The sequence below is a fragment of the Pseudomonadota bacterium genome, assembly GCA_027624715.1.
In the GTDB taxonomy this organism is placed as follows: domain Bacteria; phylum Pseudomonadota; class Gammaproteobacteria; order Burkholderiales; family Eutrophovitaceae; genus Eutrophovita.
Genome location: JAQBTV010000004.1, coordinates 76,935 through 102,829 on the forward strand (window position 1 = coordinate 76,935; position 25,895 = coordinate 102,829).

Here is a 25,895-nt window from a genome sequence, read left to right on the forward strand (position 1 = left end):
AATTTACCTACGTTAGGCCTCAATTAACCAATTTTGTTCAACCCAACGATGAAAAATTCACTGGAGCGATCCCTAGATGCTTTCGGCTTTTTAATGTGGATCTTTTGGAAGCTTGCCTTAACGCTTTCGCGAAATTCCTTAGCCCCCTCGCCCTCAAAGCATTTGATGACCATGCTCCCACCTTGTTTTAAATACTGCTGCGAAAATCCAAATGCCAATTCAGCTAAATGTAACCAGCGAGCCTGATCTAAAGACTTTACCCCACTAATATTGGGGGCCATATCAGAAATTACAAGACCCACTTCGCGATCTGACAATTCCGCCTCCACTGCATCTAACGTATGCTTATCCGCAAAATCTCCCTGGATAAAATGCACTTGGGGCAAAGCTGACATTTCCAGCAAATCTACTGCGATCACTAACCCATGGTGTGTCACGCGCCTTGACACCACCTGGCTCCAGCCTCCAGGGGCGGCGCCCAAATCAACAACGACCATACCAGGAGTGACTAAATCATCTTGTTCGAGTATCTCCAACAATTTAAACGAAGCACGTGATCGCCAACCCTCTAAGTTTGCTTTTTTTACAAACGGGTCAGATACGTGCTCCTGCATCCAAGTTTTTTTACATTTTGACATAACGTCGCAACTTGTTTACTCCATTGTGATTACAATACCTGACTTCAAAACATACTTGCCCAGGGAAAAAAGTGAATCCAATATCAGACAAAATTAAACGCGAACTTAGGGCGAAAGCACACCACCTCAATCCTGTTGTAACAATCGGTGACAAGGGGCTGAGCAAGCCGGTTTTAAAAGAACTCAGCATCGCCCTAGATGCCCACGAATTAATTAAAGTACGCATTCATTCGGACGACCGAGAAGAACGCGAAAAAATCATGTCTGAGATTGTCACATCACTGGGAGCGACCTCCATTAATCATATTGGTAAGGTACTTATCGTTTACCGCAGAAACGAAAAGAATGCTGACTGAGAATCAATATAAATCTTGATTAAGCGCAAAGTTCTTTGAACAACACTCAAATATATTGCACAGTCAAAATTTCATACTCTCTAACACCACCAGGCGCATCGACTTCCGCCACATCACCCTTTTCCTTACCGATGAGGGCTCGCGCGATTGGCGAATTAACAGAAATTTTTCCACCTTTAATATCAGCCTCATCCTCACCTACAATTTGATAGGTAACCTCTTGATCAGTTTCTAAATCACAGAGGTGAGCGGTTGCGCCAAAAACGCAGCGTCCCTCAGCATTAAGTTTCGCAGGATCAATAATTTGGGCGTTGGACAGCTTCCCCTCTAATTCAATGATACGTCCTTCGACAAAGCTCTGACGCTCCTTAGCTGCGTCATATTCTGCGTTTTCGGATAAATCACCGTGAGCTCTAGCCTCTTGAATAGCTCTAATTACAGACGGTCGCTCCTCGGTTTTTAAGTGATGCAACTCTTCACGGAGCTTCTCTGCCCCTAACGTCGTGAGAGGAACTTTTGACATACCAAAAATCCTTAAAAATTTAAATGAGTGTGTAGTAAAGAATCAGCTAAGCAGACTATGAGCACTTTGTAACGAGCGTAAATGCAGATCGGTCATTTGACTGATACCGTGACTCGCGGCTCTTGCTCCAGCAATCGTGGTGAAGTAGGTGACTCTTCCTTGCAAAGCGGTTCTCCTTATCGAATATGAATCCCTAATGGAAGCCTGACTATCATCTACCGTATTAATAATCATTACAATCTCGCCATTCTTGATCATATCAACAACGTGAGGCCGTCCCTCTGCGACTTTATTTACCCGGTGTGCTCGCAAACCATGTTCAGAAAGGGCGTGTGCCGTTCCTTGCGTGGCAATTAACTCAAACCCATGTTCAGACAATTCTCGAGCAAGATCAATAATCTTATCCTTGTCTTGATCTCGAACACTCATAAACACTTTGCCCGAAGTCGGCAACAGCACCCCAGCTGCCAATTGCGACTTAACAAAAGCTTCTGAGAAGGATTGACCAATACCCATCACCTCACCGGTTGACCGCATCTCTGGGCCTAAAATGGTATCTACACCAGGAAACTTAATAAACGGAAAAACCGCCTCTTTTACTGAGTAATAGGGAGGAACTATCTCTGACGTAACGCCCATTTGTGCGAGTGTTTTTCCTGCCATGCAACTCGCCGCCACCTTGGCCAAAGGCCGACCAGTAGCCTTCGAAACATAGGGAACCGTGCGAGATGCCCGAGGATTAACTTCCAACACATAAACCTCTTCACCCTGGATGGCAAACTGTATATTCATCAGCCCAACTACGTTCAGCCCTCTAGCGAGTTTAACAGTTTGACGCCTCAAATCGTCTTGAAGCGCTGCAGACAAACTAAATGGCGGAAGTGAGCAGGCGGAATCCCCACTATGGACACCTGCTTGTTCAATATGCTCCATAATCCCACCAATCACGACATCTGAACCATCGCAGATCGCATCAACGTCAACCTCTATGGCATCATTTAAAAAGCGATCTAACAGCACAGGGCTATCATTACTGACTTTTACAGCCTCCCTCATATAGCGCTCAAGATCCGATTGCTGATGAACAATTTCCATCGCTCTGCCGCCCAAAACATAAGATGGACGCACGACGAGCGGGTAACCAATCTCCTTGGCTAAGCTTATCGCCTCTTCAGGGTTTCTGGCCGTTCGATTTGGAGGTTGTTTCAAATCAATATCAGAAAGTAAGTTGCGAAACTTTTCTCGATCCTCTGCAATGTCAATCATCTCTGGACTCGTACCAATGATGGGAACACCAGCCGCATGCAATCCAGCAGCTAATTTAAGAGGCGTTTGACCCCCGTATTGGACAATGACCCCTTTAGGTTTTTCCACTTCGACAATTTCCAATACATCTTCGAGGGTCAATGGTTCAAAATAAAGTCGATCGGAAATATCGTAATCAGTAGAGACAGTCTCTGGATTACAATTCACCATAATAGTTTCAAAGCCATCCTCACGAAGAGCTAAAGAAGCATGAACACAGCAATAATCAAATTCAATACCCTGACCAATTCGATTTGGCCCACCGCCTAACACCATTATTTTTTCACGACTCGATGGTCGAGACTCACATTCTTCTTCATAGGTTGAGTACATATATGCCGTATTCGTATCAAATTCTGCAGCGCAGGTATCTACCCTTTTGAAAACTGGGCGAATCGAGAGCGCGTGCCGCAAATCGCGCACTTCACTTTCATCGACACCCAGTAATTTCGCTATTCTTCGATCAGAAAAACCCTTTTGCTTAATTCGCCTTAATGTCAGTTGATCAAAATCCTTCAGCGAAGCACTCGAAATCTCCTGCTCCTCAAAGACTAAATCTTCGATAAACGCAAGAAACCAAGGATCAATATTCGTCATGTGATGGATTTCCTCTACGCGCAAGCCGAGACGAAATGCGTCCGCCACATACAATATGCGTTCGGGCCCTGGATCCACAATTTCTGCGCGTACCGTTTCGAGATCTGAAGAGCGCTCATCCAACCCATCGATTCCGGTTTCCAGACCGCGGAGTGCCTTCTGGAAGGACTCCTGAAACGTTCGCCCAATGGCCATAACCTCACCCACAGATTTCATCTGCGTTGTGAGTCGTGAATTCGCTCGTGGAAATTTCTCAAATGCAAAACGCGGGATCTTGGTTACCACATAATCGATGGTAGGCTCAAACGAAGCAGGAGTCTGTCCACCCGTTATGTCATTCTTAAGCTCATCAAGCGTAAACCCCACTGCGAGCTTTGCTGCCACCTTCGCAATTGGAAAACCAGTCGCTTTTGAAGCAAGCGCTGAAGAACGGGATACTCTAGGATTCATCTCGATAACGGTCATACGACCGTTATCCGGGTTGATCGCAAATTGCACGTTTGAGCCACCGGTATCCACGCCAATTTCACGCAAAACCGCTATCGAGGCATTACGCATGATTTGGTATTCTTTATCAGTCAGCGTCTGGGCTGGCGCTACGGTAATTGAGTCTCCCGTATGAACCCCCATAGCATCTAAATTTTCGATGGAACATATAATAATGCAGTTATCCGCTCGATCACGAACAACCTCCATCTCAAATTCCTTCCACCCAATAACCGACTCTTCAATTAAAACCTCTTTGGTCGGAGACGCGTCCAAACCCCTTTCGATAATCTCAACGAACTCCTCTTTGTTGTAAGCGATACCGCCACCAGCCCCTCCCATCGTAAACGAAGGTCTTATGATGGTGGGGTAGCCAATCAAAACCTGAACCTGAATCGCTTCTTCGAGACTACGCGCTATCATCGATTTCGGGCTATCGAGCCCAATTTTAGTCATTGCAGCTTTAAACTTTTCGCGATCCTCAGCCTTATCAATAGCCTCTTTACTCGCGCCAATCATTTCTACCGAATATTTTTCTAAAACTCCATGCTTAGCTAAGTCCAGTGCGCAATTTAGAGCGGTCTGCCCACCCATCGTAGGCAGCAAAGCATCAGGTTTCTCGGCCGCAATAATGTTTTCTAATATTTGCCAGGTGATGGGCTCGATGTAAGTCACGTCCGCCAACTCCGGATCGGTCATAATTGTCGCGGGGTTAGAGTTCACGAGAATAACTCGATACCCCTCTTCACGCAGAGCTTTACACGCCTGAGCGCCGGAATAGTCAAACTCACAAGCTTGTCCGATAACAATCGGACCGGCGCCTATGATCAGTATCGATTGAATATCTTCTCTTTTCGGCATGAAGTTGTCCCCGCGTTACCTAAGGCTTGTTTCTAATTCTTTTTTCTCGATCGATATTGCTTATAAAACGATCAAACAAATAACCCACATCATGGGGGCCCGGACTCGCCTCAGGGTGACCTTGGAAAGAAAATGCGGGCAAATCTATCCGTTCAATACCCTGCAAACTCCCATCAAACAGAGAAGTATGAGTAGTTCGGACTGAACTTGGCAAAGAAGTTTGGTCAACTTCAAAACCATGATTTTGACTCGTGATTAATACCTGACCGGTGTCTAAATCCTTCACTGGATGATTAGCCCCGTGATGTCCAAATTTCATTTTTCGCGTTTTGGCTCCACTGGCGAGAGCGAGCAGCTGATGTCCCAAACAAATACCAAAAATAGGAACCCTTTGACCCAATAATTGTTGAATCGCCTCAATGGCATAAGTACAGGGCTCAGGATCTCCAGGGCCATTTGACAAGAAGACGCCATCAGGCCTCATGCCAAGTACGTCTTTAGCTGAGGTAGTCGCGGGGACTACGGTAACGCGGCAATCTCGAGAGACCAATATCCTGAGGATGTTGCGTTTCACCCCAAAATCATAAGCAACAACATGTCGTACCGCGTCCATCGTCTTTTGTCGTATCTCAGGCTCAAGCAGCCACTCTGGCTCGCTCCACTCGTACACATGGTCACAAGACACCTGACTTGCCAAATCACTACCTGCCAACCCAGGAAAGGCACGCACACGCTCCAACAACTCACTCCGCCCAAGATCGCCCACCCCTATTGCACCCGATAGCGCACCCTTCTCCCGCAGCAACCTCGTTAGCCTTCGCGTATCGATACCGGCAATAGCTGGGACCTGTTGTTCCTTCAACCAATCACTCAAACAGCTTGTCGAACGAAAATTACTCGCCACTAATGGTAAGTCACGAATCACAAGTCCCGCGGCTCTAGCAGCAACTGATTCAAAATCCTCTTCGTTACACCCAACACTACCTATATGCGGGTATGTCAATGTGACAATTTGATTTTGATACGAAGGATCGGTCAGGATCTCCTGGTATCCAGTCATTGAGGTATTAAAAACCACCTCACCAACGGCGGACTCCGCCGATCCTATTGAAAAACCTTGAAATTCAGCCCCGTCCTCGAGCACCAAGATCGCTGAATCACATTTTTGATACGACAATCGACCTCCATGGACAAATTTATGTGAGGGGGACGCAGTGCCCTTACGACACTTGCAAAAAGCGGGAGGAATCGCTTTGGGTTCCTCCCGCCTTTACGGCATTATACAATCGGATGGAACGATCGATCAATCGCTACAACGCACTAACTACGCTAAATGAGAAAACCATAGAACACAAAAAGAGACTGCAATCCTAAGAACGGCTAGTTGCCAAGAACATCTTCCATATCAAATAGGCCCCTACTCTTACCTGACAAAAACTTTGCTGCCCTAATAGCTCCGACCGCAAAGTTACTCCTGTCCGAGGCTTTATGAGTAATTTCGATTCGCTCTCCCGTCCCCGCGAATATAGCCGTATGCTCTCCTACGATATCTCCTGCACGCACAGCGGAAAATCCAATCGCCTTCTGATTGCGCTCACCCGTAGTACCTGCTCGTCCATAAACAGCACAATCCGATAGATCTCTTCCCAGAGACTCCGCGATAACTTCCCCCATTCGCAATGCAGTTCCAGATGGAGCATCAACTTTGTGTTTATGATGCGCCTCAACAATCTCAATGTCATAACCCTCGTCAAGCGCTTGAGCGGCCGTTTTTAATAACCGCAACAAAACGTTAACTCCAACACTCATATTTGGAGCCATCACAATAGCAATAGTCTCGGCGCCACGCTTTATAGCTGCCTTTTCCTGATCTGAAAAACCTGTTGTGCCAATAACCAGAGCAGTCTTATTCGACACACATGCCTCCAAATGTCGAAGCGTTCCCTCAGGCCTTGTAAAATCAATCAAAACTTCTGCCCCATCAGCGACAAACGCAATATCTGACGATATGTTCACTCCCGACACAAATCCGAGTAACGCACCAGCATCCTTACCTAAATGAGGATTGCCTGGCAGCTCCAAAGCCCCGGAAAGGTTTAGCGCGTCATCATCTCGAATGGCACCAATTAACGCACGCCCCATCTTTCCTGAAGCCCCGCATACAGCAATTTTTATTTTATTCATAACGATATTTTCAGTTGGCTAATTCTGAGATCTATTAATTCTCGGCCCATGATACATCCCCTCACTTATTCCCCGAGCTTCCTAATGCCACGTCACCCTCTAACCTCTTCAAAACATCCTCCTCAAAGATAACGACTATCGTTCTCGCTCTTTTGACATCTCCAGCAGAGCCAGACAAGTAAACGTAGTTCCAATGATTCGGCGTGAGGGGATCAATGACTAAAGGTGTCCCCAAAATAAAAGTCACCTGATCCTTCGACATGCCTGGCTTAAGCTTCATTAACATATCTTGCTCGACATAGTTTCCCTGCCTGACTTCCATTTTGTAGGGAGACAGGAAACATGAGGATAAAAAAAATGTAAGCGCGATGGCGCTCAAGCCCTTGAAAATACGAATAAAGAATCCAGTCATGCCAAATTTCAACCTGAAGGTTAGTCAAGATGTAACGAAACCGTTATGATAGGCTAAAGTCAAAGAAATTACACCGTCATGAAAACACCATTAAATCTCAAAAACATGGGGCTAAAGGCAACACTTCCCCGCTTAAAGATAATTAACGTGTTTGAAATATCGACTGCGCGACACCTGTCAGCAGAGGACATTTATCGCCATCTGTTGGAAGACGATATGGACGTCGGGCTAGCCACGGTCTATCGGGTGCTCACACAATTCGAGCAAGCTGGCATTCTTATTCGACACCACTTCGAATCAGGCAAAGCCGTTTATGAGCTTAATCAAGGGGAGCACCACGATCATTTGGTATGTAACCAATGCGGCCGAGTAGAGGAATTCTATGACGAAGAGATTGAGCTCCGACAAACAAAAATCGCGAAAGATAAAGGTTTTGAGATTCTCGGACACTCACTGCACATTTACGCCGACTGCACCAAGTCAAACTGCCCACACAAAGATAAAAGCTAAAGATTCAGAGAGAAACGACTTTACCTTACTCCTAATTTAATCAACTCACGAGCATGCGCTTTAGCGTGTTCTGAAATTACTTCACCCGCCAACATTCTCGCAATCTCATCAACGCACTCCTTACGCTGAAGCCTTTGCAAAAGTGTGCTGGACACAGATTCTGACTGGACTTTTGTGACTCTCCAATGAGTATCAGCAAGAGCCGCCACTTGAGGCAAATGCGTTACGCATAAAACTTGTGCGTTTTCTCCGACAGCCTTCAACATTCGACCAACAATTTCAGCAACCGCTCCCCCAACTCCAGAATCAACCTCATCAAATATCACCGTAGGCACAGCAGAATCTTGGTAAATGACCGATTGTATCGCAAGCGATATTCGAGAAAGTTCCCCCCCAGACGCGACCTTACCCACAGGCTTGGCCTCTAAGCCTGGATTAGTCGATACGTAAAACTCAACCTGTTCAAGACCAGCCAAACCAGGCTCGCTTTTGGGGATGAGCCGAGCCTCAAACCGAACACCAGACATGGCCAAATCCGTGAGCGCAGCATTAACCTTTTGCGTCATTTCGGCTGCTGCCTTTGCTCGATCCGAGCTCAACTTTCGAGCCACTTTGAGGTAATCCTCTTGAGCAATAGTTTCTGCTTTTTGAAGTTCATCAGCATCCGTAATCACAGCTAACTGCTTAAGCTCAAGCTCTACGTTCGATCTCAGCTGAAACAATTCTTCTGGAGAAACGCCATATTTACGAGCACATCTTTGGACGTCAGCAATCCTTTTCTCTAAAAGCTCGGCCATACCCGGGTCAACATCTAAGGATTCCGCGTATCGACGAAGATCCCGATTAAACTCGGACAGCTGAATCTCTAAGCTATCAAGATCTTTTAACATCTCACCAATCTGAATATCAACTTCAGCCACCCGATCAAGCTTCGATCGAACGTCGGCGAGAATGGAGAGAATATTTTGGTCACCATTGCCGAGCAAATGAACAGATTCGCTAGCCGCACTGATTAGCTCGCTGAGGTTACTCAATTTACGGTGTTGATCAACCGTGTGACACCACTCTTGTGGAGAAAAATCTAACGCATATAAATCTTTTTGTGTATCCAGCAATCCCTCTACTTTTTGCTTTAATGCATCGGCCTGCTCTAGATATTCAGATAATTGCGCCTTCACAGACCGCCAATATTGCCAACGCTCTTCTACTAACCGTACTGACTCAGATAGATGACCAAAACGATCCAAGACCTTATAGTGTGACGATACATCAACCAAAGAATAATGCTCATGCTGTCCATGGATATCAACTAGCAAAGCACCAAGGTCTTTGAGTTGCTTTACCGTCACAGGTACGCCATTGATCCAAGCCCGTGAACGACCTACAGTATCAATAACACGCCTAAGCACGCAATCCTCACTACCTAGATCAGATTCTTCCAAAAAAGAAAAAACATGAGGCAGACTCGATACATCAAACTCTGCAACAATATCAGCTCGGTTCGCACCCGCTCTTATGCTGCCCACATCAGAGCGACCACCCAAGATAAGGCTGATTGCCCCTAACACAATCGATTTTCCTGCTCCCGTTTCCCCCGTAAGGACAGTAAAACCGCGGCCTAATTCGAGCTCAACCGAATCGATCAGGACGTAATCTTTCACCGTTAAGCGGTTCAACATAAATAAACTTTCTGCAACGTTAGGATCCCATCGTTCTTGCCCAATGCAGCTTCTCGCGCAGTGTGCCGAAGTACTCGTGCCCCTTTGAATGAACCAATCGAACCTTGGAGGTTGCCACTTGAATCATCAGTCTCCCACCTTCTCGGATACTCAAATGGGTATGACTGTCTACATGCACGCGCGCATCAACTGCTTCCATTATTTCGATTTCAATTTTTGAGCTCCCTGGAACAACAATAGGTCGATTTGAAAGTGAGTGAGGGCACACCGGGACCAGCAAGATACAGTCCACCGATGGCACAATAATAGGGCCGCCCGCAGAAAGCGCATAAGCCGTAGACCCCGTCGGAGTTGACACCACCAACCCATCAGATCGAAGATCGTAAGCGAACTCTCCATCAATAGTAACCGCCATGTGAATAAGGCTACCACTCTGCCCCTTACCCACTGAAATGTCGTTGAGGGCCCAAACGCCAGTTCCAGGCTCATTTTCAGCGCTCACTTCAAGCATGATTCGCTCATCAATGACATATTCCCCTTGCAAAACCGCACGCAAACTAGCGACCATTTTTTTCAGGGATATATCTGCCAGAAACCCTAACCGTCCCAGATTGATCCCCAGAAGGGGTACGTTATGCGTAGCGACGGTTCTCGCAAGACCCAGCAACGTCCCATCCCCACCTAAAACCACGACGAGATCACTGCGGCCAACCACTTCATCTATGGTCCCCGAGTCGACCTTAACTCCAAATAATTGCTGGGCAGTCAAATCATCGACCAAACAATGAACCCCTTCCCCTTGTAGGAAATCAATAAGCTGGGATACAGGGCGCGCGACCTCAGGACTTTTATACTTGCCGACTATGCAAACTCGATTAAATTTATTCATAATTTACGTTATACACGAGAGATGGATTTCATCATCGCAAATTCTAAGGCATAAAAAAACCTAAATCTTAGGCAAAAACTTTGTAAAATGAAGATATGATGAATGAAAGATCGCGAATTTTACTCAAATCACTCATAGAAAAGCATATTTCTGATGGCCAACCCACCAGTTCTCGGCAACTCGCTAAATCATCTGGACTGGAGCTGAGCCCCGCCAGCATCCGCAATATCATGGCTGACCTTGAAGAAACGGGATTCATCGCCAGCCCACATGCCTCTGCAGGCAGAATACCAACTCCACGCGGCTATCGATTTTTCGTCGACTCATTGCTTACCGTGCAACCTTTGGATTCAATTGAGCTGCACCAGATTAAGGACCAGTTCCGACCAGATAGCGCGGACCGACTGATCACAACAGCGTCTCAACTACTCTCAAACCTGACTCAATTTGCCGGCGTAGTCAAATCGCCTTCCAGGCATAGCACCTCTTTTCGACGTATCGAATTTGTTTCGTTATCCGATAAACGCATCTTACTGATCGTGGTTACCCCTGATGGAGACGTGCAGAATAAGGTCTTAGAGGCATCACGTAAATTTTCGGATTCTGAACTCACAGAGGCAACTAACTATCTAAACCAAAGCTATGCAGGCATGTCTTTTGATGCGATTAAGTCACGCATTCAAACTGAATTAAAAAAACTCAAGGAAGACATTTCTCAACTGATGACATTGGCGATATCAGCGGGAGAAGAAAACTCGTTCAAAGCTGAAGAATATATCGTCTCGGGCGAAAAAAATCTGCTGAGCGTTCGTGATCTTTCAATCAATATAGACAGTCTGAGAACGCTATTTGACATGTTTGACAAAAAAACTGGGATTCTCCAACTACTCGATACCAGCGATCGAGCCGGCGGCATCCAAATTTATATTGGCGGAGAATCTGGTTTAGTTCCCTTAGACGAATGCAGTGTCGTGACAGCGCCCTATGAAATTGATGGGAAAGTTGTCGGCACGGTCGGCGTCATCGGGCCCACCCGTATGGCTTATGAACGGGTTATTCCCATCGTAGATATCACGGCGAAGCTTCTATCAGGAGCGCTTTCTCACCTCTAACTTTTGATTCACTAGTAACCGACAAACCAAATGAAACTCCAAAAAGAACCTGAATACAGCCACGGCTCGATTACTAATATAGGCATCTTATTAGTAAATTTAGGAACTCCTAAGGCGCCCACCAAAGAAGCGGTTAGAGAGTACCTTAGTGAATTTTTGTGGGATCGCAGGGTTGTTGAAATTCCAAGACCGATTTGGTGGCTGATCCTAAACGGCATCATTCTGAGAACGAGGCCCAAAGCTTCTGCAAAAAAATATGCTTCAATTTGGTCCGATCAAGGGTCTCCATTAAGAATCTATACCGAAAAACAAGCTGACCTCCTACAGTCAACATTTACTGGCGACACATTTCCCAAAGTTATTGTCAAATCAGCAATGCGTTACGGGAAACCATCTGTCGACGGTGAATTAATCAAACTTAAATCTGAGGGCTGCGACCGAATATTAGTCATTCCGCTCTACCCTCAATATAATTCGAGTACCACGGGCAGCATCTTTGATGCGGTTTTTAACAGCCTTAAAAATGTTCGGAACGTGCCAAGCCTACGCTTACTGAAACACTTCCACGATCACAATGGCTATATCGAGGCCCTATCACAACGGATACAGCAGTACTGGGTAGCTCATGGCAAACCGGATAAATTAGTACTGTCGTACCATGGCGTGCCAAAATTTAGCCTGACCAAAGGGGACCCCTATCACTGCGAGTGTTACAAATCGAGCCGACTTCTCGCTGAACGATTAGATTTTGAGCCTAAAAATATTGTTACAACGTTTCAATCACGATTCGGTAGAGCTGAATGGCTAAAGCCATACACCATAGAGGTCATGAAGGATTTAGGCAGAAACAAGTTGCGCCGAATTGACGTTTTTTGCCCAGGGTTTGTTGCAGACTGCTTAGAGACGCTTGAAGAAATCAATATAGAAAACCGAGAAGAGTTTCTCACGCATGGTGGCGCAAATTTTCACTATATTCCGTGCCTAAATGACAGTACCATTTGGATTGAGGGCTTACATCAAATTGTCGTTGACAATCTTGGCGGTTGGCTAACTCAGGAAAAAAACCTGGTAGAAGCTAAAAACGAGGCAAATGTAAGCCGATCGGAAGCCTTAAAAAGAGGAGCAATGAATTAATAAAAGTTCCTGTGTCACGATTCGATCACATTAAACGCAACCCCGATCGACGACCATAACTAGTGCTGGCTTCGTAATCAGCTTTTCGTTGTCGGTACTTCTCTTTGACGTTATGCACTATTGCACCAATCATCACCTCTAACTCCTTACAACTCTTTTGAGGTGTTACCTTGAGCACCCTTTTCTCAATTTCTGAGGCAGCCTGCAGGGCAAGGTCAGCGTGATACTTCTGAATCTTTACCAACGCACTCTCAAATAAGGCCCACCGGTCAATTAAAGCCTGGCTGGCTTGGCTTCGATCTCGCCAAATTGGCTTCGTATGCGTGATACCCAGAGAAATCCCTATAGATTCGACGATACACTCGGCATTGGACTCTTTTTGTTTAAACCGCCACTGCAAATCCCATTTTGTTTTGGCCGGATGACGCTTCCCATCATCGCCTACAGGTCCTTTGGATTCCATTTCAGCAGTTAAAATAAGCGCAGACTGCCCAGAAATACTATATGAACTAGCCCCAACATGGACCGAAGTCGCTGATAACGCTGGATTAACAGGCCCAAAGTAAATAACGAGCAGTATTAAAGTAAAAATCCTAAAACCAGTCAGTTGCCACATATTTTCTCCATTAGGTCATAACCAGCTAAGGCGGTAGATTAGCAGAATAAAGACCAATATTTCCTTAATGCAGGGCTTGAAATTAAAAAATTCGCCCTCAATTAGTCGACTTAGATATATTGGAGCGGTTGTGTAATGTCTGAAAAAGAAATTGACAAATCAATTGAAAACCAAAAAATAGAAGAGCCAGTCACGGATACCAAAATGAACCAAGAGATCGCTGAGGCGCCTATAGCGCCTCTCCCTCAAGATTCCGAACCATCAGAAAACATATTAGAGCAACTCCAACTAGCTTTTGCTGAAGCTGAAAAACACAAAGATGCGTGGTTACGCGCAACGGCAGAATTAGACAACGTTCGTAAACGAGCACAGATAGATGTCGCTGCGGCACATAAATATGCATTAGAGCGTTTTTCTACGGAACTGCTTGTTGTAAAAGATAGTCTCGAAGCAGCCCTAGAAAATGACAATTTGACTTTTGGCGCCACCTATAATGGGGTCGAGTTAACTCTAAAACAATTAACGAAAGTCTTTGAGTCCTTCGGGATTAATGAAATCACCCCTCTCGGAGAAACCCTCGATCCTCACAAACATCAGGCGATGAGCGCTGTAGATTCAGACAAGGCTACGAATACCATTCTTAGCGTTTTTCAAAAAGGATATCTTCTTAACGACCGCTTGATCAGACCGGCTTTGGTCAGCGTAGCAAAATCCAAGGAATAAAAGGGTTGAAAAGCAGTTAATCGGCCCAACTTAATAACAAACACTTATAGAATTGAGGATTACAGACATGGGCAGAATCATTGGTATTGATCTAGGAACCACAAACTCCTGCGTAGCAGTCATGGATGGCGGTGAAGCCAAGGTGCTTGAAAACGCCGAAGGGGGACGCACCACGCCTTCGATTATTGCCTATACGGAAGATGGTGAAGTCCTTGTGGGTGCACCAGCAAAAAGACAGGCGGTCACAAACCCTAAAAATACATTGTTTGCAGTCAAACGATTAATTGGCCGCCGCTTTCAAGATGAGGAGGTTGTAAAAGCAAAGGGAAACTCTCCATTCACGATTGTCAGCGCTAAAAATGGTGATGCCTGGGTAGAGGTACGAGGAAAGCAAAGTGCACCTCCAGAAATTTCAGCCCAAGTGCTCATCAAAATGAAGAAAACGGCAGAGGACTATCTGGGCGAGGAAGTCACCGAGGCCGTCATTACGGTCCCCGCATACTTTAACGACTCACAGCGTCAAGCTACCAAAGACGCCGGGAAAATTGCCGGATTAGAAGTGAAACGGATTATCAATGAACCAACTGCTGCAGCACTTGCATTCGGCATGGACAAGAAACGAGGTGACCGAAAAATTGCCATTTACGACTTGGGGGGTGGAACCTTCGATGTTTCAATTATCGAAATCGCTGAAGTGGATGGTGAACATCAATTTGAGGTGCTCTCTACAAATGGAGATACATTCTTAGGAGGTGAAGATTTCGACCAGCGGATCATAGATTACCTAGCGGACGAATTTAAGAAAGATCAAGGGGTAAACCTTCGTGGCGATGTCTTAGCATTACAGCGTCTTAAAGAAGCGGCAGAGAAAGCTAAAATTGAACTGTCCTCTAGTCAACAGACCGATGTGAACTTACCTTACATCACTGCTGACGCGTCAGGGCCCAAACATCTTAATATCAAAATAACGCGGGCCAAGCTCGAAAGTTTAGTAGAGGACTTAATCAGCCGAACAGTTGAGCCTTGTCGCGTCGCAATCAAAGATGCGGGAGTTAAAACGTCTGATATCGATGACATAATCCTTGTTGGCGGCATGACAAGAATGCCCAAAGTTCAGGAAACAGTTAAGAACTTCTTTAACAAAGAACCACGCAAAGACGTCAATCCAGATGAGGCCGTTGCGGTAGGCGCGGCAATCCAAGGTGGTGTTTTACGAGGTGATGTTAAGGATGTCTTATTGCTCGACGTAACACCACTGTCACTTGGAATCGAGACTTTAGGTGGTGTCTTGACAAAGATTATCCAAAAGAATACGACCATACCAACAAAAGCAAATCAAGTGTTCTCAACAGCCGAGGATAACCAAACAGCCGTCACGATCCATGTCCTTCAAGGAGAGCGTGAAATGTCGAAAGATAATAAATCCTTAGGTCAATTTAATTTGACCGACATTCCAGTAGCTTCGCGGGGGATGCCGCAAATTGAGGTCAATTTTGACATTGATGCCAACGGCATATTACATGTCTCAGCCAAAGATAAAGCAACGGGAAAAGAAAATAAAATCACCATCAAGGCTAACTCTGGCCTATCTGATGAGGAAGTCGAAAAAATGATAAAAGACGCGGAAGCCCATGCTGAAGACGACCGGAAAGCTAGGGAATTAGTCGATGTTAGAAACCAGTGTGACTCTCTGATACACAGTGTCCGCAAAACACTCAACGAAAGCGCGGACAAAATTTCCGAAGAGGAAAAAACAAAGGTTGAGGAAGCGGCAAAGGATGCTGAAGAGGCGTTGAAAAATGGTGGTAAAGACGATATTGAAGCTAAATCGCAAGTGTTGTCAGGCTTAGCTCAATCCTTAGCTGAAAAAATGTATGCGAGTCAGGCTAAATCACCAACTGGTGAAGGTCAAGACGGAAACCGGGATGGTGATAGAGATGTTGTCGACGCAGAGTTTGAGGAAGTTCAAGACGATAACAAAACATCTTAATTGTGAATTTTAGATCATGTAGTAAAGCAATGGTCGAGAAGGCATCTCTCTCGACCATTTTGCTTTTTTAAAAGCTACTTGCCGCAAAAAATTAATATGGCCAAACGAGATTATTACGAAGTACTTGGAACCAATCGGGATACAAGCGATAGCGACCTCAAGAAGATCTATCGACGGCTTGCTATGAAGTACCATCCCGATAAAAACCCAGACAATCCGAAAGCTGAAGGACAGTTTACGGAAGTGAAGGAAGCCTATGAGGTTTTATCAGATCCTCAAAAAAGAGCTGCCTATGACCAATATGGTCATGCTGGTGTTGATGGGTCTTCAGGCATGGGTGGCGGGAGCGGCTTCGGAGGATTCTCCGACTCATTCGGTGACATTTTTGGCGATGTATTTGGTAGTGGGCGCGGAGATAGACGCTCAAATGTTTATCGTGGGTCGGACTTAAAATATAACCTTGAAATTTCACTTGAAGAAGCGGCAAGAGGTACTGAAACAAAAATCAGGATCCCATCCTACAAAGAATGTAGCCCTTGTAAGGGAACCGGTGCCAAACCAGGAACCTCACCGACCACCTGTTCAACATGTCAAGGCCAGGGCCAGGTTCGCGTAACTCAAGGATTCTTCTCCATTGCTCAGACGTGTCCTAATTGTCAAGGATCTGGAAAAGTCATTGGGACACCATGCAGTGATTGTGCCGGGCAAGGTAGGATTAGAGACAACAAAACACTATCAGTTAAAATCCCTGCGGGAGTAGACCAAGGCGACCGTATACGGCTTTCAGGAGAAGGTGAGGCCGGTGTTAACGGAGGCCCTCCAGGGGACCTCTATGTCGTCGTTAACACGCTGGCGCACGAAGTCTTCACGCGAGATGGGAATAATCTTCACTGCGAGATGCCGATCAGTTTTACCACAGCGGCTTTAGGAGGAGAGATTCAAGTTCCTACGCTTGATGGTTCTGCCAAAATAAAAATCTCCTCTGAAACGCAAACAGGCAAGACTTTTAGGTTGCGCGGAAAAGGAATAAAAGGAGTACGTAGCAGCGGATATGGCGATCTTATGTGTCACGTCCTTGTCGAGACTCCGGTCAATTTAACTGACAGGCAGAAGGAATTACTCGCTGATCTTGAAGAAATCAATCAATCTAACTCTCATTTACACAGCCCAAAGGCAAAATCATGGATGGATAAAGTAAAAAGTTTTTTTGAAGATTAAGGTCTCCGCCAAGTGGTTTTTCCCGACGCATCTTCTAGGATAATGCCAGCCTTCAATAGTCGATCTCTTAATTCATCTGCGTCATTAAAATTTTTGTTTGCGCGAGCCTCGTCCCTTTGCTTGATCATGGCCTCAATCTCAACGGCTGAAAACACAGAATTCCCTCGGGACTGGAGGAACTCAGATGGTTCTCGCACTAGGAGACCTAAAATTCCCGCTAAACTCCTCAATAGTTTTGCGGTAGCAACACTCCGCTCTCGATTCAAGTCACTCACCAAGTCAAATAGTACTGACATCGCCTCAGGCGTATTGAGGTCATCATCTAATGCGTCTCGAAATTTCTTAGCTCGAGAATCGTCCCAATCAACCTCATCAGGAACAGAGTCGAAAGTGATATCCTTTAGCGATGTATAGAGCCGAGTCAAGCCTAACTTAGCATCATCCAAATGGTAGTCAGAATACTTTAATGGGCTTCGATAATGCGCTCGAAGAATGAAAAATCGAATCACCTCTGCATCATACTTGGCCAATAGCTCCCGAACAGTAAAAAAATTGCCCAGTGATTTAGACATCTTTTGATCGTCGACACGGACGAACCCGTTATGCATCCAATAATTCACAAACTTATGACCATGCGCCCCCTCAGACTGAGCAATCTCATTCTCATGATGAGGAAATTGAAGATCCTGCCCTCCACCATGAATATCAAAATATGCGCCCAAATATCTCTCACTCATTGCTGAGCACTCAATGTGCCAACCTGGCCTCCCCTCACCCCAAGGAGATGGCCAAGATGGCTCCCCTGGTTTTACTGCCTTCCAGAGCACAAAATCCATGGGATATTTCTTATCGACATTAACATCCACTCGCTCGCCAGCTCGAAGATCGTCTAGTGATTTTCCCGACAGCCTCCCGTAGCCCTTGAATTTATTAACCGAGTAATAGACATCGCCAGCAGAGCCCGCATAAGCAAGTCCTTTTGCAAACAACTGTTCAATCAGCCCGATCATCTGCGAGATATTATCGGAAGCCTTTGGCTCAAAATCTGGTGAGGAGACGCCAAGTGCGGCGGCATCATCATTCATGGCTTGAATATAGCGCTGCGTCAAATCTAAGAACGTCTCTTGATTCTCATTCGCCCTATTTATAATCTTGTCATCTATATCAGTGATATTCCGAACATAAATCACCTCGTAACCAGATGAGCGAAGCCAACTTCGCACCATATCGAAAACAACCATTACCCGCGCATGGCCCAAATGACAGAAATCATAAACCGTCATTCCACAAACGTACATACGCACTGTATTTTCTTGAATCGACTCAAAAACTTCTTTATTACGAGTCAAGGTATTAAAAATTTTTAACATATTGCGATAACAAGTGACGTCTCAAAACTACATAAAAAAATCGACTAAGCTTTTGTCTAATGCATAATTTAGAGCTGTGAAGTATAGCAGAGCACCTCTTTTGAGCCTCGAAAATACCTTCAGATTGTAGCTCACATGGACTTGCCGGTACCATTTCTGATATCGTTAGACAGACTATTTCATTGAACAGCATCAAGTTTTGAAGTATTAAACCAGTTCGTGAATTAAATAACGCGCATTCACACCACATTAAAGAGAGAAATTAATGGCACTACAAGTAAAAGTAAAAACCTCAATGGGAGATATCGTCATTGAACTAAATGAAGAAAAAGCCCCGAAAACAGTAGAAAACTTTCTGCATTATGTCGATTCTGGCTTCTATGACGGCACAATCTTTCATCGGGTTATCAACGGATTCATGATCCAAGGTGGCGGTATGGACGCCAACATGAAAGAGAAGGAGACTCAAGCGCCCATCAAAAATGAGGCTAATAACGGGTTGAAGAATGACACTTATACCCTTGCAATGGCTCGAACCAACGACGTTCACTCAGCCACTTCGCAGTTCTTCATTAATGTATCTAATAACAACTTTCTTAACTTCTCATCTGAAACACCCCAAGGACACGGCTACTGTGTATTTGCTAAGGTCGTCGGAGGGGAGCAAACAGTCGATAAAATTAAAGGCGTCTCAACAGGAACCAGTGGATTCCATCAAGATGTGCCTAATGAGGCCGTCATCATAGAAAATGTGGCGCGAATCTGACGGAATGCGACACACCCTGCCTAAGTAAATGAAATCTAATACAAATTTCATTTTCATTTCGGACCTACATTTATCCGCTTTGGCAACCGAAAAAACAAATATATTTTTGCGGTTACTAGAGAGATATGCAACTCCAGCCAATCACTTATTTATTCTCGGCGACCTATTCGACTACTGGGTTGGAGATGATGACATCAACAATCCTCTATTTTCGACTGTCGTGCCAGCTTTAAGAGATATGACAAATACAGGAGCCAAGCTCAGCATCATGCGAGGTAATAGAGATTTTTTGATAGGCGAGCAGTTAGCCAAGCTGACGCGTGGGGAGATACTTTCAGATCCGTATCTGATTGAGATTCATGGCGAAAAAACACTGCTAAGCCACGGAGACCAATGGTGCACTGATGACAAAGAGTATCAAGCAATACGTTCAGTTATTAGATCTAAGCAGTGGATCGATGATGTTTTAAAGCTACCAATTAACGAGAGGAACAAACGAGCAGAAAATTATCGGGAAAAAAGTGAGGCCTCAAAAAGAAACAAAGCTGCTGAAATCATGGATGTTTCAATTGAAAGCGTAAAAGAGGCATTTGAAATGTACAACTGTCGCAGAATTATTCATGGGCACACGCACCGCCATGCCCATCATAAACAGTTGGTTAATGAGCAAATTCTAGAAAGATTCGTGCTCGCAGATTGGCACACTCGAGGACAAGCCTTGGTGATAAATGAAGCAGGCTGCTTAGACCAATTCTTATATTGAAGATGGCTCACAACCAATTTACGATTCACGCCACCTACTGATCACATCCTACTCTAAGTCAGCAGTTGCTTGAAAAACTGATGAGAGCTTCTCATCGTTCCGATCACTCTCTAAAGAAACTAAATAGTCTGCCGATACGTCTCCGGTCACATACTGCCCAGTGAAACACGAAGCTTCAAACTGTGTAATTTTCGGGTTGAACGAAGCGCAAGCGGCTATCAAGTCTTCAACGGTTTGATAGATAATACGGTCAACTCCAATTTCGGCTGCTATAGCCTCCTCGTCCCGACCATGCGCTATCAGCTCCTTTGAGCTTGGCATATCAATACCATACACGTTGGGAAAACGAACTGGAGGAGCGGCAGACGCGAAGTATACCTTAGTTGCCCCAGCATCCCTTGCCATTTGCACAATTTCCCGACTAGTAGTCCCTCGCACGATGGAGTCGTCAACAAGCAGTACATTTTTACCTTGGAATTCAGATCCGATTGCGTTGAGTTTTTGTCGGACTGATTTTTCTCTAACTTCTCTACCCGGCATGATAAAGGTACGGCCAATATAACGATTTTTTATAAACCCCTCTCGATAGGGCACTCCAATCCCATCAGCAATCTCCATTGCCGATGGTCGGCTTGAATCCGGAATCGGGATTACTACATCTATTTTCAAGTCCGAATATTGATATTTAATCTTTTTCGCTAGTGTCTCCCCCATCCTCATCCTGGTCTCGTGTACAGAAATGCCATCAATGACCGAATCAGGCCTGGCTAGGTAGACAAATTCAAAAATACAAGGATAGCGCTGCGGATTTGAGGCACATTGTTGCTCACTAACCACTCCATCATTTGAAAAAAATATGGCCTCGCCAGGCTCAACATCTCTGACATACTTAAAACCGAGCGTATCTAATGCTACCGTTTCCGAGGCAACCAGATACTCTTTATCTGCGCCTTTTTGTCTCATGCCATAAACAAGTGGCCTAATTCCGAACGGGTCGCGAAAAGCAAGCAGTCCATAGCCAGAAATCATAGCAACAACCGCATACGCACCTTGTACCCGCTTATGAACCCCTTTGACAGCTTCAAAAATAGCCTTGGTAGTTAAGTTAACGCCAACACTAGATTTCTGTAATTCATGAGCAAAAACATTCAATAAAACCTCAGAATCGGAGTTCGTATTGACGTGCCTGAGATCTTGTCGAAAAAGCTCGACCTTCAACCTCTGAGAGTTTGTTAAATTTCCATTGTGCCCAAGAACAATGCCAAACGGCGAGTTTACGTACATAGGCTGCGCTTCTTCAAAAGCATTAGCGGATCCCGCTGTAGGATACCGACAATGTCCAATACCAGAATTTCCGACTAACAGCAGCATATTTCGAGTTCTGAACACATCGCGGACCAGCCCACCACCCTTATGCATATGAAAATTAGGTCCATCGGCAGTCACAATGCCCGCCGCATCTTGACCTCGATGTTGGAGCACCTGTAATCCATCGTAGAGCAGTTGGTTAACTGGTGACTTTGCTACTGCTCCAAGCAAACCGCACATCAAAAATCTCCCTATGTAAGTTCTAAAGCGATTATATACACCGTGCCTATTACTTTGGTGAGATATCCCAGTCAAGCTCAGGCATTTTTACTTGAAGAAACGAAGCAACGACCTCCAATGGAAATCGGAGCTGAGCGTCCTGCCACGCATGCTTGCGAGAGAACTCCGTCGAACTAAAAATAATAACTGCTAGTGCTGAAATTAAAACTCCCCGAGTCAGTCCGAATAAAGCCCCTAACGCCCGATCCATTCCTGTGAGCGCCGATGCTTTAATCAATCTGCAAAGCTTAACCGTAAGAAAATGAAATAAAAACAACGCTAAAATTAGAACTACGACAAAAATAACAATTAGCCTAAGCCTTGGACTAATAATTACTTGATCAAATAATCCAGAGATAGGAGCAACAGAAACTTTAGCTGTCCAAACGGCTAAAACCCAAGTTAAAAGAGAAAAAATCTCAAGTGTAAAGCCGCGATAAAACCCATAAATAGTTGAAATGAGTAAAACAGCTATGAATCCATAATCAAACCAATTGAGGTTTAGTTCCATGCCCAAATATTAAGCCTACGGTTTACTTCGAGTAATTTTGGTGTCACCGACTGTCAGCTTTCTAAACTCCAAACGCTTGCGGGTGTTCTCCGCTTCCTCCATCGACGATAAAACACCCACTGACACACGAGTCATAGGGCCGCTCGAACCCTCGAATCTTTCAGAAATTACCGAAAACCCATTATCCTGAAGCTTCTTCACAAGACTTAGGGCTTTTTTTTCCTTTGAAAATGCTCCCAACTGCACGACATACCCCGAATCCGTCTCAACATTCGCTTGAGACAAACTTGAATTTTTTGAATTAACACCCCCATCCTGCGCAGAGGCAATAGACTTCGGCAGATCTGGCGATTGGTGACCGCGATCAAGCCCAGCGTTTCGGCTCAAACTTGCAACCTCCGATGATTTCACTGATCCAGATGTAGAAATTATATTTATTTCCACGTCGTCAGAAATTTTTTTGGGCTCATTATCTAACAATAATGGAACCAGCGTGACCACAAGAAGAACCAACGCAATGGCTCCAACTAGCCTCCGTCTCGCTTGCTTCTTGAGTTCCAATTCACCCGCTTCTTCTCCTGCCAGCATAATTCGTGTTAAGCACCTTCCTTTAGATTCTATTATGTACTAAGCCGGAAACAAATGGGTGATTTAACGCAGCCGATACAGTCAAAAATGACCCGCAAATCACAATTCTATCATCCGAGCCACTGATCTCCAGTAGCTTATCCATAGCCTTAGCTACCGAGCTCCATGATATTAATTGATCGCTACCTAGACTTATAGTCGCCCGAGCTACAACAACATCTGGATCAGCCGACCGTTCTCCCTCAAGCGCACACACGAATAACTGATCAGCAACAGAAGTTAACAAAGTTATCATTTCGACGTATTGCTTATCCGCCATCACTCCAAAAATGACTCTTGTCTTACCCTTAAAGGGCGCGCGCTTCAACTCTCTGACTAAAATGGTTATAGATGCCACATTATGCGCCACATCCAACACGACCAATGGGCGTGACGGCAGCGCTTGAAACCGTCCCAATCTTTTCGCTGTTAATAGCCCTTCTCGGATTGCAGCAGCATCGATAGGCAGCATATTTTTGAGGAGAGTAGCCGCTTGAATTGACACACTCGCATTTGCTAATTGATGCTCGCCTTGCATCAGCGGAAAGGCTAAATTCATCCGAGATCCATCTGTAGACCAAAATTTCCAACTAGATGAATCTCTTACAAAACCAAAATCTCTGTCAATCAATTGCAAGTCTGTGTCTATAGCAGAAGCAGTATCTAAGATCGATTGAGGCGGGTCTTCATCTCCACATATTGAGTACGCGTCACCGCCTCGAAAAATTGCAGCTTTCTCAGCACCGATCTTCTCTCGAGTCTCCCCTAAATACTCCATATGATCGAGTCCCACGTTCGTAACAATGGCACAAATAGGGTCCAAAACGTTCGTCGCATCGAAACGTCCTCCAAGACCGACCTCTAAAATAATTAAATCAACGTCTTGTGCAAGAAAAATGTCCAAAGCCGCAAGAAATGAAAATTCAAAATATGTAAGACTAACATCGCCTCGGGCACAATCTATTCTTACAAATGAAGAAATAATGGCGTCATCATCAACCTCGGCATTAGCCAATCTTATTCTTTCATTGAAACGTAATAAATGCGGTGATGCAAACACACCCGCGCGGTAACCTGCTTTCGTATAAATCGCTTCCAGCATTGCACACGTAGACCCCTTTCCGTTAGTACCCCCAACAGTAATGACAGGGCATCGCGGACGAAGCGACAGATCTTGGATAACTTTTTGAAGTCGATCCAGACTTAAATCGATCTCTTTGTGATGTACCGAGTTGATGCGGCACAACCAATCTGCGAGCGACTTACTCAAGGCCTATAAAATAGAAAATTAATAGACATACAAATTAATAAGGCTATTCTGATGTTCGAATACGTGTGAACAATGACAGTAGGTTGCCTAATCGATCCTTCATTTCTCGACGATCAATGATTATATCTATCGCACCGTGTTCCAATAAAAACTCCGAGCGCTGAAACCCATCCGGCAAGGTCTGTCTTACAGTTTGCTCTATCACTCGCGGCCCGGCAAAGCCGATCAAAGCGTCGGGCTCAGCGATAACAACATCACCAATCATAGCAAAACTAGCTGAGACACCACCCATTGTAGGATCCGTTAACACCGATATGAAAGGTAAACTTTGAGCAGATAATTGTGAGATGGCTGCTGTCGTTTTCACCATTTGCATCAGAGAGGTCAAACCTTCCTGCATACGGGCGCCACCGCTTGCTGAAAAACAAACAAAAGGAATTTTTTTATCACAACTGTGTCGCACTCCAGCGGCGAAGCGCTCTCCAACTACGGAGCCCATTGAACCCCCTAAAAACGAAAACTCAAACGCCGCACAGACTACAGCAATTCCTTTTATGGATCCTTGCTCGACGACGAGAGCATCCGCTTCAGATGTGGATTTTTGAGCCTCAGTGAGTCGATTTTTGTATTTTTTAATATCAACAAACTTAAGAAAATCTACAGGTTGTATATTCCGTCCAACCTCGATACGCTGACCCTCATCAAAAATTGAGTCTAGCCTTTGCCGCGCATTCAATCGACCATGATGTGAGCATTTAGGGCATACCTGTAGATTTTCCTCTAATTCAGATTGATAGAGAACAGCCTCACACGCAGGGCACTTACTCCACAACCCCTCTGGAACCAACTTACGAGGAGTCTTAAAAGTATCAAGCGTATTAATTTTTGGTGGTAATATTTTTTGAAGCCAGCTCATTTTTTATCTATAGCCACACGAATAGAACGAATAAAATTTTCAACATTAGTTACCACATTATTGGGATTCGATTTTTCAATTTCCTCCACCAACCGACTACCAATCACCACGGCATCCGATAGCTGCGCCACCGCGCTGGCCGTCTTACCATCTCTGATACCAAAACCAACACCAACGGGAACCTTTACATGCTTCTTTATTTCCCTAACTCGCATCGAAACATCATCTAAGTCTAAATGGCCAGCTCCCGTAACTCCCTTGAGTGAAACGTAGTAAACATAACCAGTGGCCAAACGTGCCACTTCCAAAATCCTTGACTCAAGCGTGGTTGGGGCTAAAAGAAAAATAGAATCAATCTGCCTCTCTTTAAGTGCGACGTTTAAGGGACCACTCTCCTCTGGGGGATAATCAACCACAAGAACACCATCCACGCCCGCTTCAACTACTCGACCTACAAATTGGTCAATACCAAGGGCTTCTATTGGGTTTGCATACCCCATTAGAACGATCGGCGTATCTTGATTTGTCTCACGAAACCTTTGAACCAAATCTAGCGCTTTGCTCAAACTAGCGCCTCCGGCTAGAGCGCGCTCACTCGCCCTTTGAATGGTTGGGCCATCAGCAATCGGATCTGAAAAAGGAATACCCAATTCGATAATATCTGAGCCACTACGAACCAAGGCGGACAGCAAACTCAGAGTTGTTTCTAAATCAGGATCTCCTGCTGTTATAAAGGGAATAAGCGCTTTGCGACCAGTTATTGATAACTCTTGAAATTTTTTTGAGATTCGTGACATTAGGTGAAGTAGAGAACTGAATAAAAAGCTAGTTAAACATCTGAATCGATGTGTG

25 protein-coding genes are annotated in these 25,895 nt (G+C 45.0%); 9 read left to right on the forward strand and 16 right to left on the reverse strand.

The genetic code is table 11. The features are described from left to right. Positions 1 to 23: 23 nt before the first annotated feature. On the reverse strand, positions 24 to 638 hold the full coding sequence (locus O3A65_04225) for an RlmE family RNA methyltransferase (GenBank protein MDA1331676.1): 615 nt from the start codon (positions 636 to 638) through the stop codon (positions 24 to 26). 71 nt (positions 639 to 709) lie between these two features. Here O3A65_04225 and yhbY point away from each other — a divergent pair, with 71 nt between their 5' ends. Continuing rightward, positions 710 to 994, forward strand: a complete 285-nt coding sequence (yhbY, locus tag O3A65_04230; protein ID MDA1331677.1) for a ribosome assembly RNA-binding protein YhbY — start codon at positions 710 to 712, stop codon at positions 992 to 994. Positions 995 to 1,040: 46 nt separating this feature from the next. Here yhbY and greA read toward each other — a convergent pair whose 3' ends face one another. The 5 genes from greA to O3A65_04255 form a co-directional block, all read right to left on the reverse strand. After that, complete coding sequence (greA, locus tag O3A65_04235) at positions 1,041 to 1,517, reverse strand: transcription elongation factor GreA (GenBank protein MDA1331678.1); 477 nt, start codon at positions 1,515 to 1,517, stop codon at positions 1,041 to 1,043. A 42-nt stretch (positions 1,518 to 1,559) separates the two neighbouring features. Then, positions 1,560 to 4,766, reverse strand: coding sequence for a carbamoyl-phosphate synthase large subunit (gene carB, locus O3A65_04240; GenBank protein ID MDA1331679.1), 3,207 nt, complete (start codon positions 4,764 to 4,766; stop codon positions 1,560 to 1,562). A 19-nt stretch (positions 4,767 to 4,785) separates the two neighbouring features. Continuing rightward, positions 4,786 to 5,943 (reverse strand): glutamine-hydrolyzing carbamoyl-phosphate synthase small subunit, encoded by a 1,158-nt coding sequence (gene carA / locus O3A65_04245; protein MDA1331680.1) that lies wholly within the window; start codon positions 5,941 to 5,943, stop codon positions 4,786 to 4,788. A gap of 203 nt (positions 5,944 to 6,146) precedes the next feature. Continuing rightward, complete coding sequence (gene dapB, locus O3A65_04250) at positions 6,147 to 6,950, reverse strand: 4-hydroxy-tetrahydrodipicolinate reductase (GenBank protein MDA1331681.1); 804 nt, start codon at positions 6,948 to 6,950, stop codon at positions 6,147 to 6,149. 61 nt (positions 6,951 to 7,011) lie between these two features. Next, the gene (locus O3A65_04255; GenBank protein ID MDA1331682.1) at positions 7,012 to 7,362 is read right to left on the reverse strand and encodes an outer membrane protein assembly factor BamE; all 351 of its coding nucleotides are present in this window, start codon (positions 7,360 to 7,362) and stop codon (positions 7,012 to 7,014) included. 78 nt (positions 7,363 to 7,440) lie between these two features. On the opposite strand from O3A65_04255, the gene fur reads away from it, so the two are divergent. Further along, positions 7,441 to 7,872: a ferric iron uptake transcriptional regulator gene (gene fur, locus O3A65_04260; protein MDA1331683.1), complete on the forward strand. Its 432-nt coding sequence runs from the start codon at positions 7,441 to 7,443 to the stop codon at positions 7,870 to 7,872. 20 nt (positions 7,873 to 7,892) lie between these two features. Here the strand turns inward: fur and recN are convergent, their stop codons facing one another. Together recN and O3A65_04270 are read right to left on the reverse strand one after the other, a co-directional pair. Further along, a complete protein-coding gene (gene recN, locus O3A65_04265) occupies positions 7,893 to 9,551 on the reverse strand; it encodes a DNA repair protein RecN (GenBank protein MDA1331684.1) in 1,659 nt (552 codons plus the stop codon). A gap of 19 nt (positions 9,552 to 9,570) precedes the next feature. Then, positions 9,571 to 10,440 carry an NAD(+)/NADH kinase gene (locus tag O3A65_04270; protein ID MDA1331685.1) on the reverse strand — a complete coding sequence of 290 codons (870 nt, stop codon included), beginning with the start codon at positions 10,438 to 10,440 and terminating at the stop codon, positions 9,571 to 9,573. Positions 10,441 to 10,535: 95 nt separating this feature from the next. Between O3A65_04270 and hrcA the strand changes: the two genes are divergently transcribed. Together hrcA and hemH are read left to right on the forward strand one after the other, a co-directional pair. Next, complete coding sequence (gene hrcA / locus O3A65_04275) at positions 10,536 to 11,552, forward strand: heat-inducible transcriptional repressor HrcA (protein ID MDA1331686.1); 1,017 nt, start codon at positions 10,536 to 10,538, stop codon at positions 11,550 to 11,552. Between the two features lie 30 nt (positions 11,553 to 11,582). Next, the gene (gene hemH, locus O3A65_04280) at positions 11,583 to 12,686 is read left to right on the forward strand and encodes a ferrochelatase (GenBank protein ID MDA1331687.1); all 1,104 of its coding nucleotides are present in this window, start codon (positions 11,583 to 11,585) and stop codon (positions 12,684 to 12,686) included. 25 nt (positions 12,687 to 12,711) lie between these two features. Here the strand turns inward: hemH and O3A65_04285 are convergent, their stop codons facing one another. Continuing rightward, positions 12,712 to 13,302: a DUF922 domain-containing protein gene (locus O3A65_04285; GenBank protein MDA1331688.1), complete on the reverse strand. Its 591-nt coding sequence runs from the start codon at positions 13,300 to 13,302 to the stop codon at positions 12,712 to 12,714. A 135-nt stretch (positions 13,303 to 13,437) separates the two neighbouring features. Here O3A65_04285 and grpE point away from each other — a divergent pair, with 135 nt between their 5' ends. The 3 genes from grpE (at position 13,438) to dnaJ (ending at position 17,233) form a co-directional block, all read left to right on the forward strand. Beyond that, positions 13,438 to 14,025 carry a nucleotide exchange factor GrpE gene (gene grpE / locus O3A65_04290; protein ID MDA1331689.1) on the forward strand — a complete coding sequence of 196 codons (588 nt, stop codon included), beginning with the start codon at positions 13,438 to 13,440 and terminating at the stop codon, positions 14,023 to 14,025. Between the two features lie 67 nt (positions 14,026 to 14,092). Further along, on the forward strand, positions 14,093 to 16,015 hold the full coding sequence (dnaK, locus tag O3A65_04295) for a molecular chaperone DnaK (protein MDA1331690.1): 1,923 nt from the start codon (positions 14,093 to 14,095) through the stop codon (positions 16,013 to 16,015). A gap of 96 nt (positions 16,016 to 16,111) precedes the next feature. Continuing rightward, positions 16,112 to 17,233, forward strand: a complete 1,122-nt coding sequence (gene dnaJ / locus O3A65_04300; GenBank protein ID MDA1331691.1) for a molecular chaperone DnaJ — start codon at positions 16,112 to 16,114, stop codon at positions 17,231 to 17,233. Here dnaJ and cysS read toward each other — a convergent pair. Further along, positions 17,230 to 18,603, reverse strand: a complete 1,374-nt coding sequence (gene cysS / locus O3A65_04305; GenBank protein ID MDA1331692.1) for a cysteine--tRNA ligase — start codon at positions 18,601 to 18,603, stop codon at positions 17,230 to 17,232. The genes dnaJ and cysS overlap by 4 nt on opposite strands. A 265-nt stretch (positions 18,604 to 18,868) precedes the next feature. Here cysS and O3A65_04310 point away from each other — a divergent pair, with 265 nt between their 5' ends. Together O3A65_04310 and O3A65_04315 are read left to right on the forward strand one after the other, a co-directional pair. Next, positions 18,869 to 19,369: a peptidylprolyl isomerase gene (locus O3A65_04310; protein ID MDA1331693.1), complete on the forward strand. Its 501-nt coding sequence runs from the start codon at positions 18,869 to 18,871 to the stop codon at positions 19,367 to 19,369. Between the two features lie 28 nt (positions 19,370 to 19,397). Beyond that, entirely contained in the window at positions 19,398 to 20,132 is a 735-nt protein-coding gene (locus O3A65_04315; protein ID MDA1331694.1) for a UDP-2,3-diacylglucosamine diphosphatase, read from the forward strand. A gap of 48 nt (positions 20,133 to 20,180) precedes the next feature. Here the strand turns inward: O3A65_04315 and purF are convergent, their stop codons facing one another. Genes purF through trpA form a run of 6 tightly spaced genes read right to left on the reverse strand, consistent with a single transcriptional unit; the run spans position 20,181 to position 25,840 of the window. Then, a complete protein-coding gene (gene purF, locus O3A65_04320) occupies positions 20,181 to 21,680 on the reverse strand; it encodes an amidophosphoribosyltransferase (protein MDA1331695.1) in 1,500 nt (499 codons plus the stop codon). Positions 21,681 to 21,729: 49 nt separating this feature from the next. Continuing rightward, a complete protein-coding gene (locus tag O3A65_04325) occupies positions 21,730 to 22,230 on the reverse strand; it encodes a CvpA family protein (GenBank protein MDA1331696.1) in 501 nt (166 codons plus the stop codon). Between the two features lie 15 nt (positions 22,231 to 22,245). Continuing rightward, complete coding sequence (locus O3A65_04330; GenBank protein MDA1331697.1) at positions 22,246 to 22,818, reverse strand: SPOR domain-containing protein; 573 nt, start codon at positions 22,816 to 22,818, stop codon at positions 22,246 to 22,248. Positions 22,819 to 22,840: 22 nt separating this feature from the next. Beyond that, positions 22,841 to 24,127, reverse strand: coding sequence for a bifunctional folylpolyglutamate synthase/dihydrofolate synthase (locus O3A65_04335; protein ID MDA1331698.1), 1,287 nt, complete (start codon positions 24,125 to 24,127; stop codon positions 22,841 to 22,843). Between the two features lie 43 nt (positions 24,128 to 24,170). Further along, complete coding sequence (gene accD / locus O3A65_04340) at positions 24,171 to 25,043, reverse strand: acetyl-CoA carboxylase, carboxyltransferase subunit beta (protein MDA1331699.1); 873 nt, start codon at positions 25,041 to 25,043, stop codon at positions 24,171 to 24,173. Next, positions 25,040 to 25,840, reverse strand: a complete 801-nt coding sequence (gene trpA, locus O3A65_04345) for a tryptophan synthase subunit alpha (protein MDA1331700.1) — start codon at positions 25,838 to 25,840, stop codon at positions 25,040 to 25,042. Before trpA ends, accD begins: the two co-directional genes overlap by 4 nt. Positions 25,841 to 25,895 lie beyond the last annotated feature (55 nt).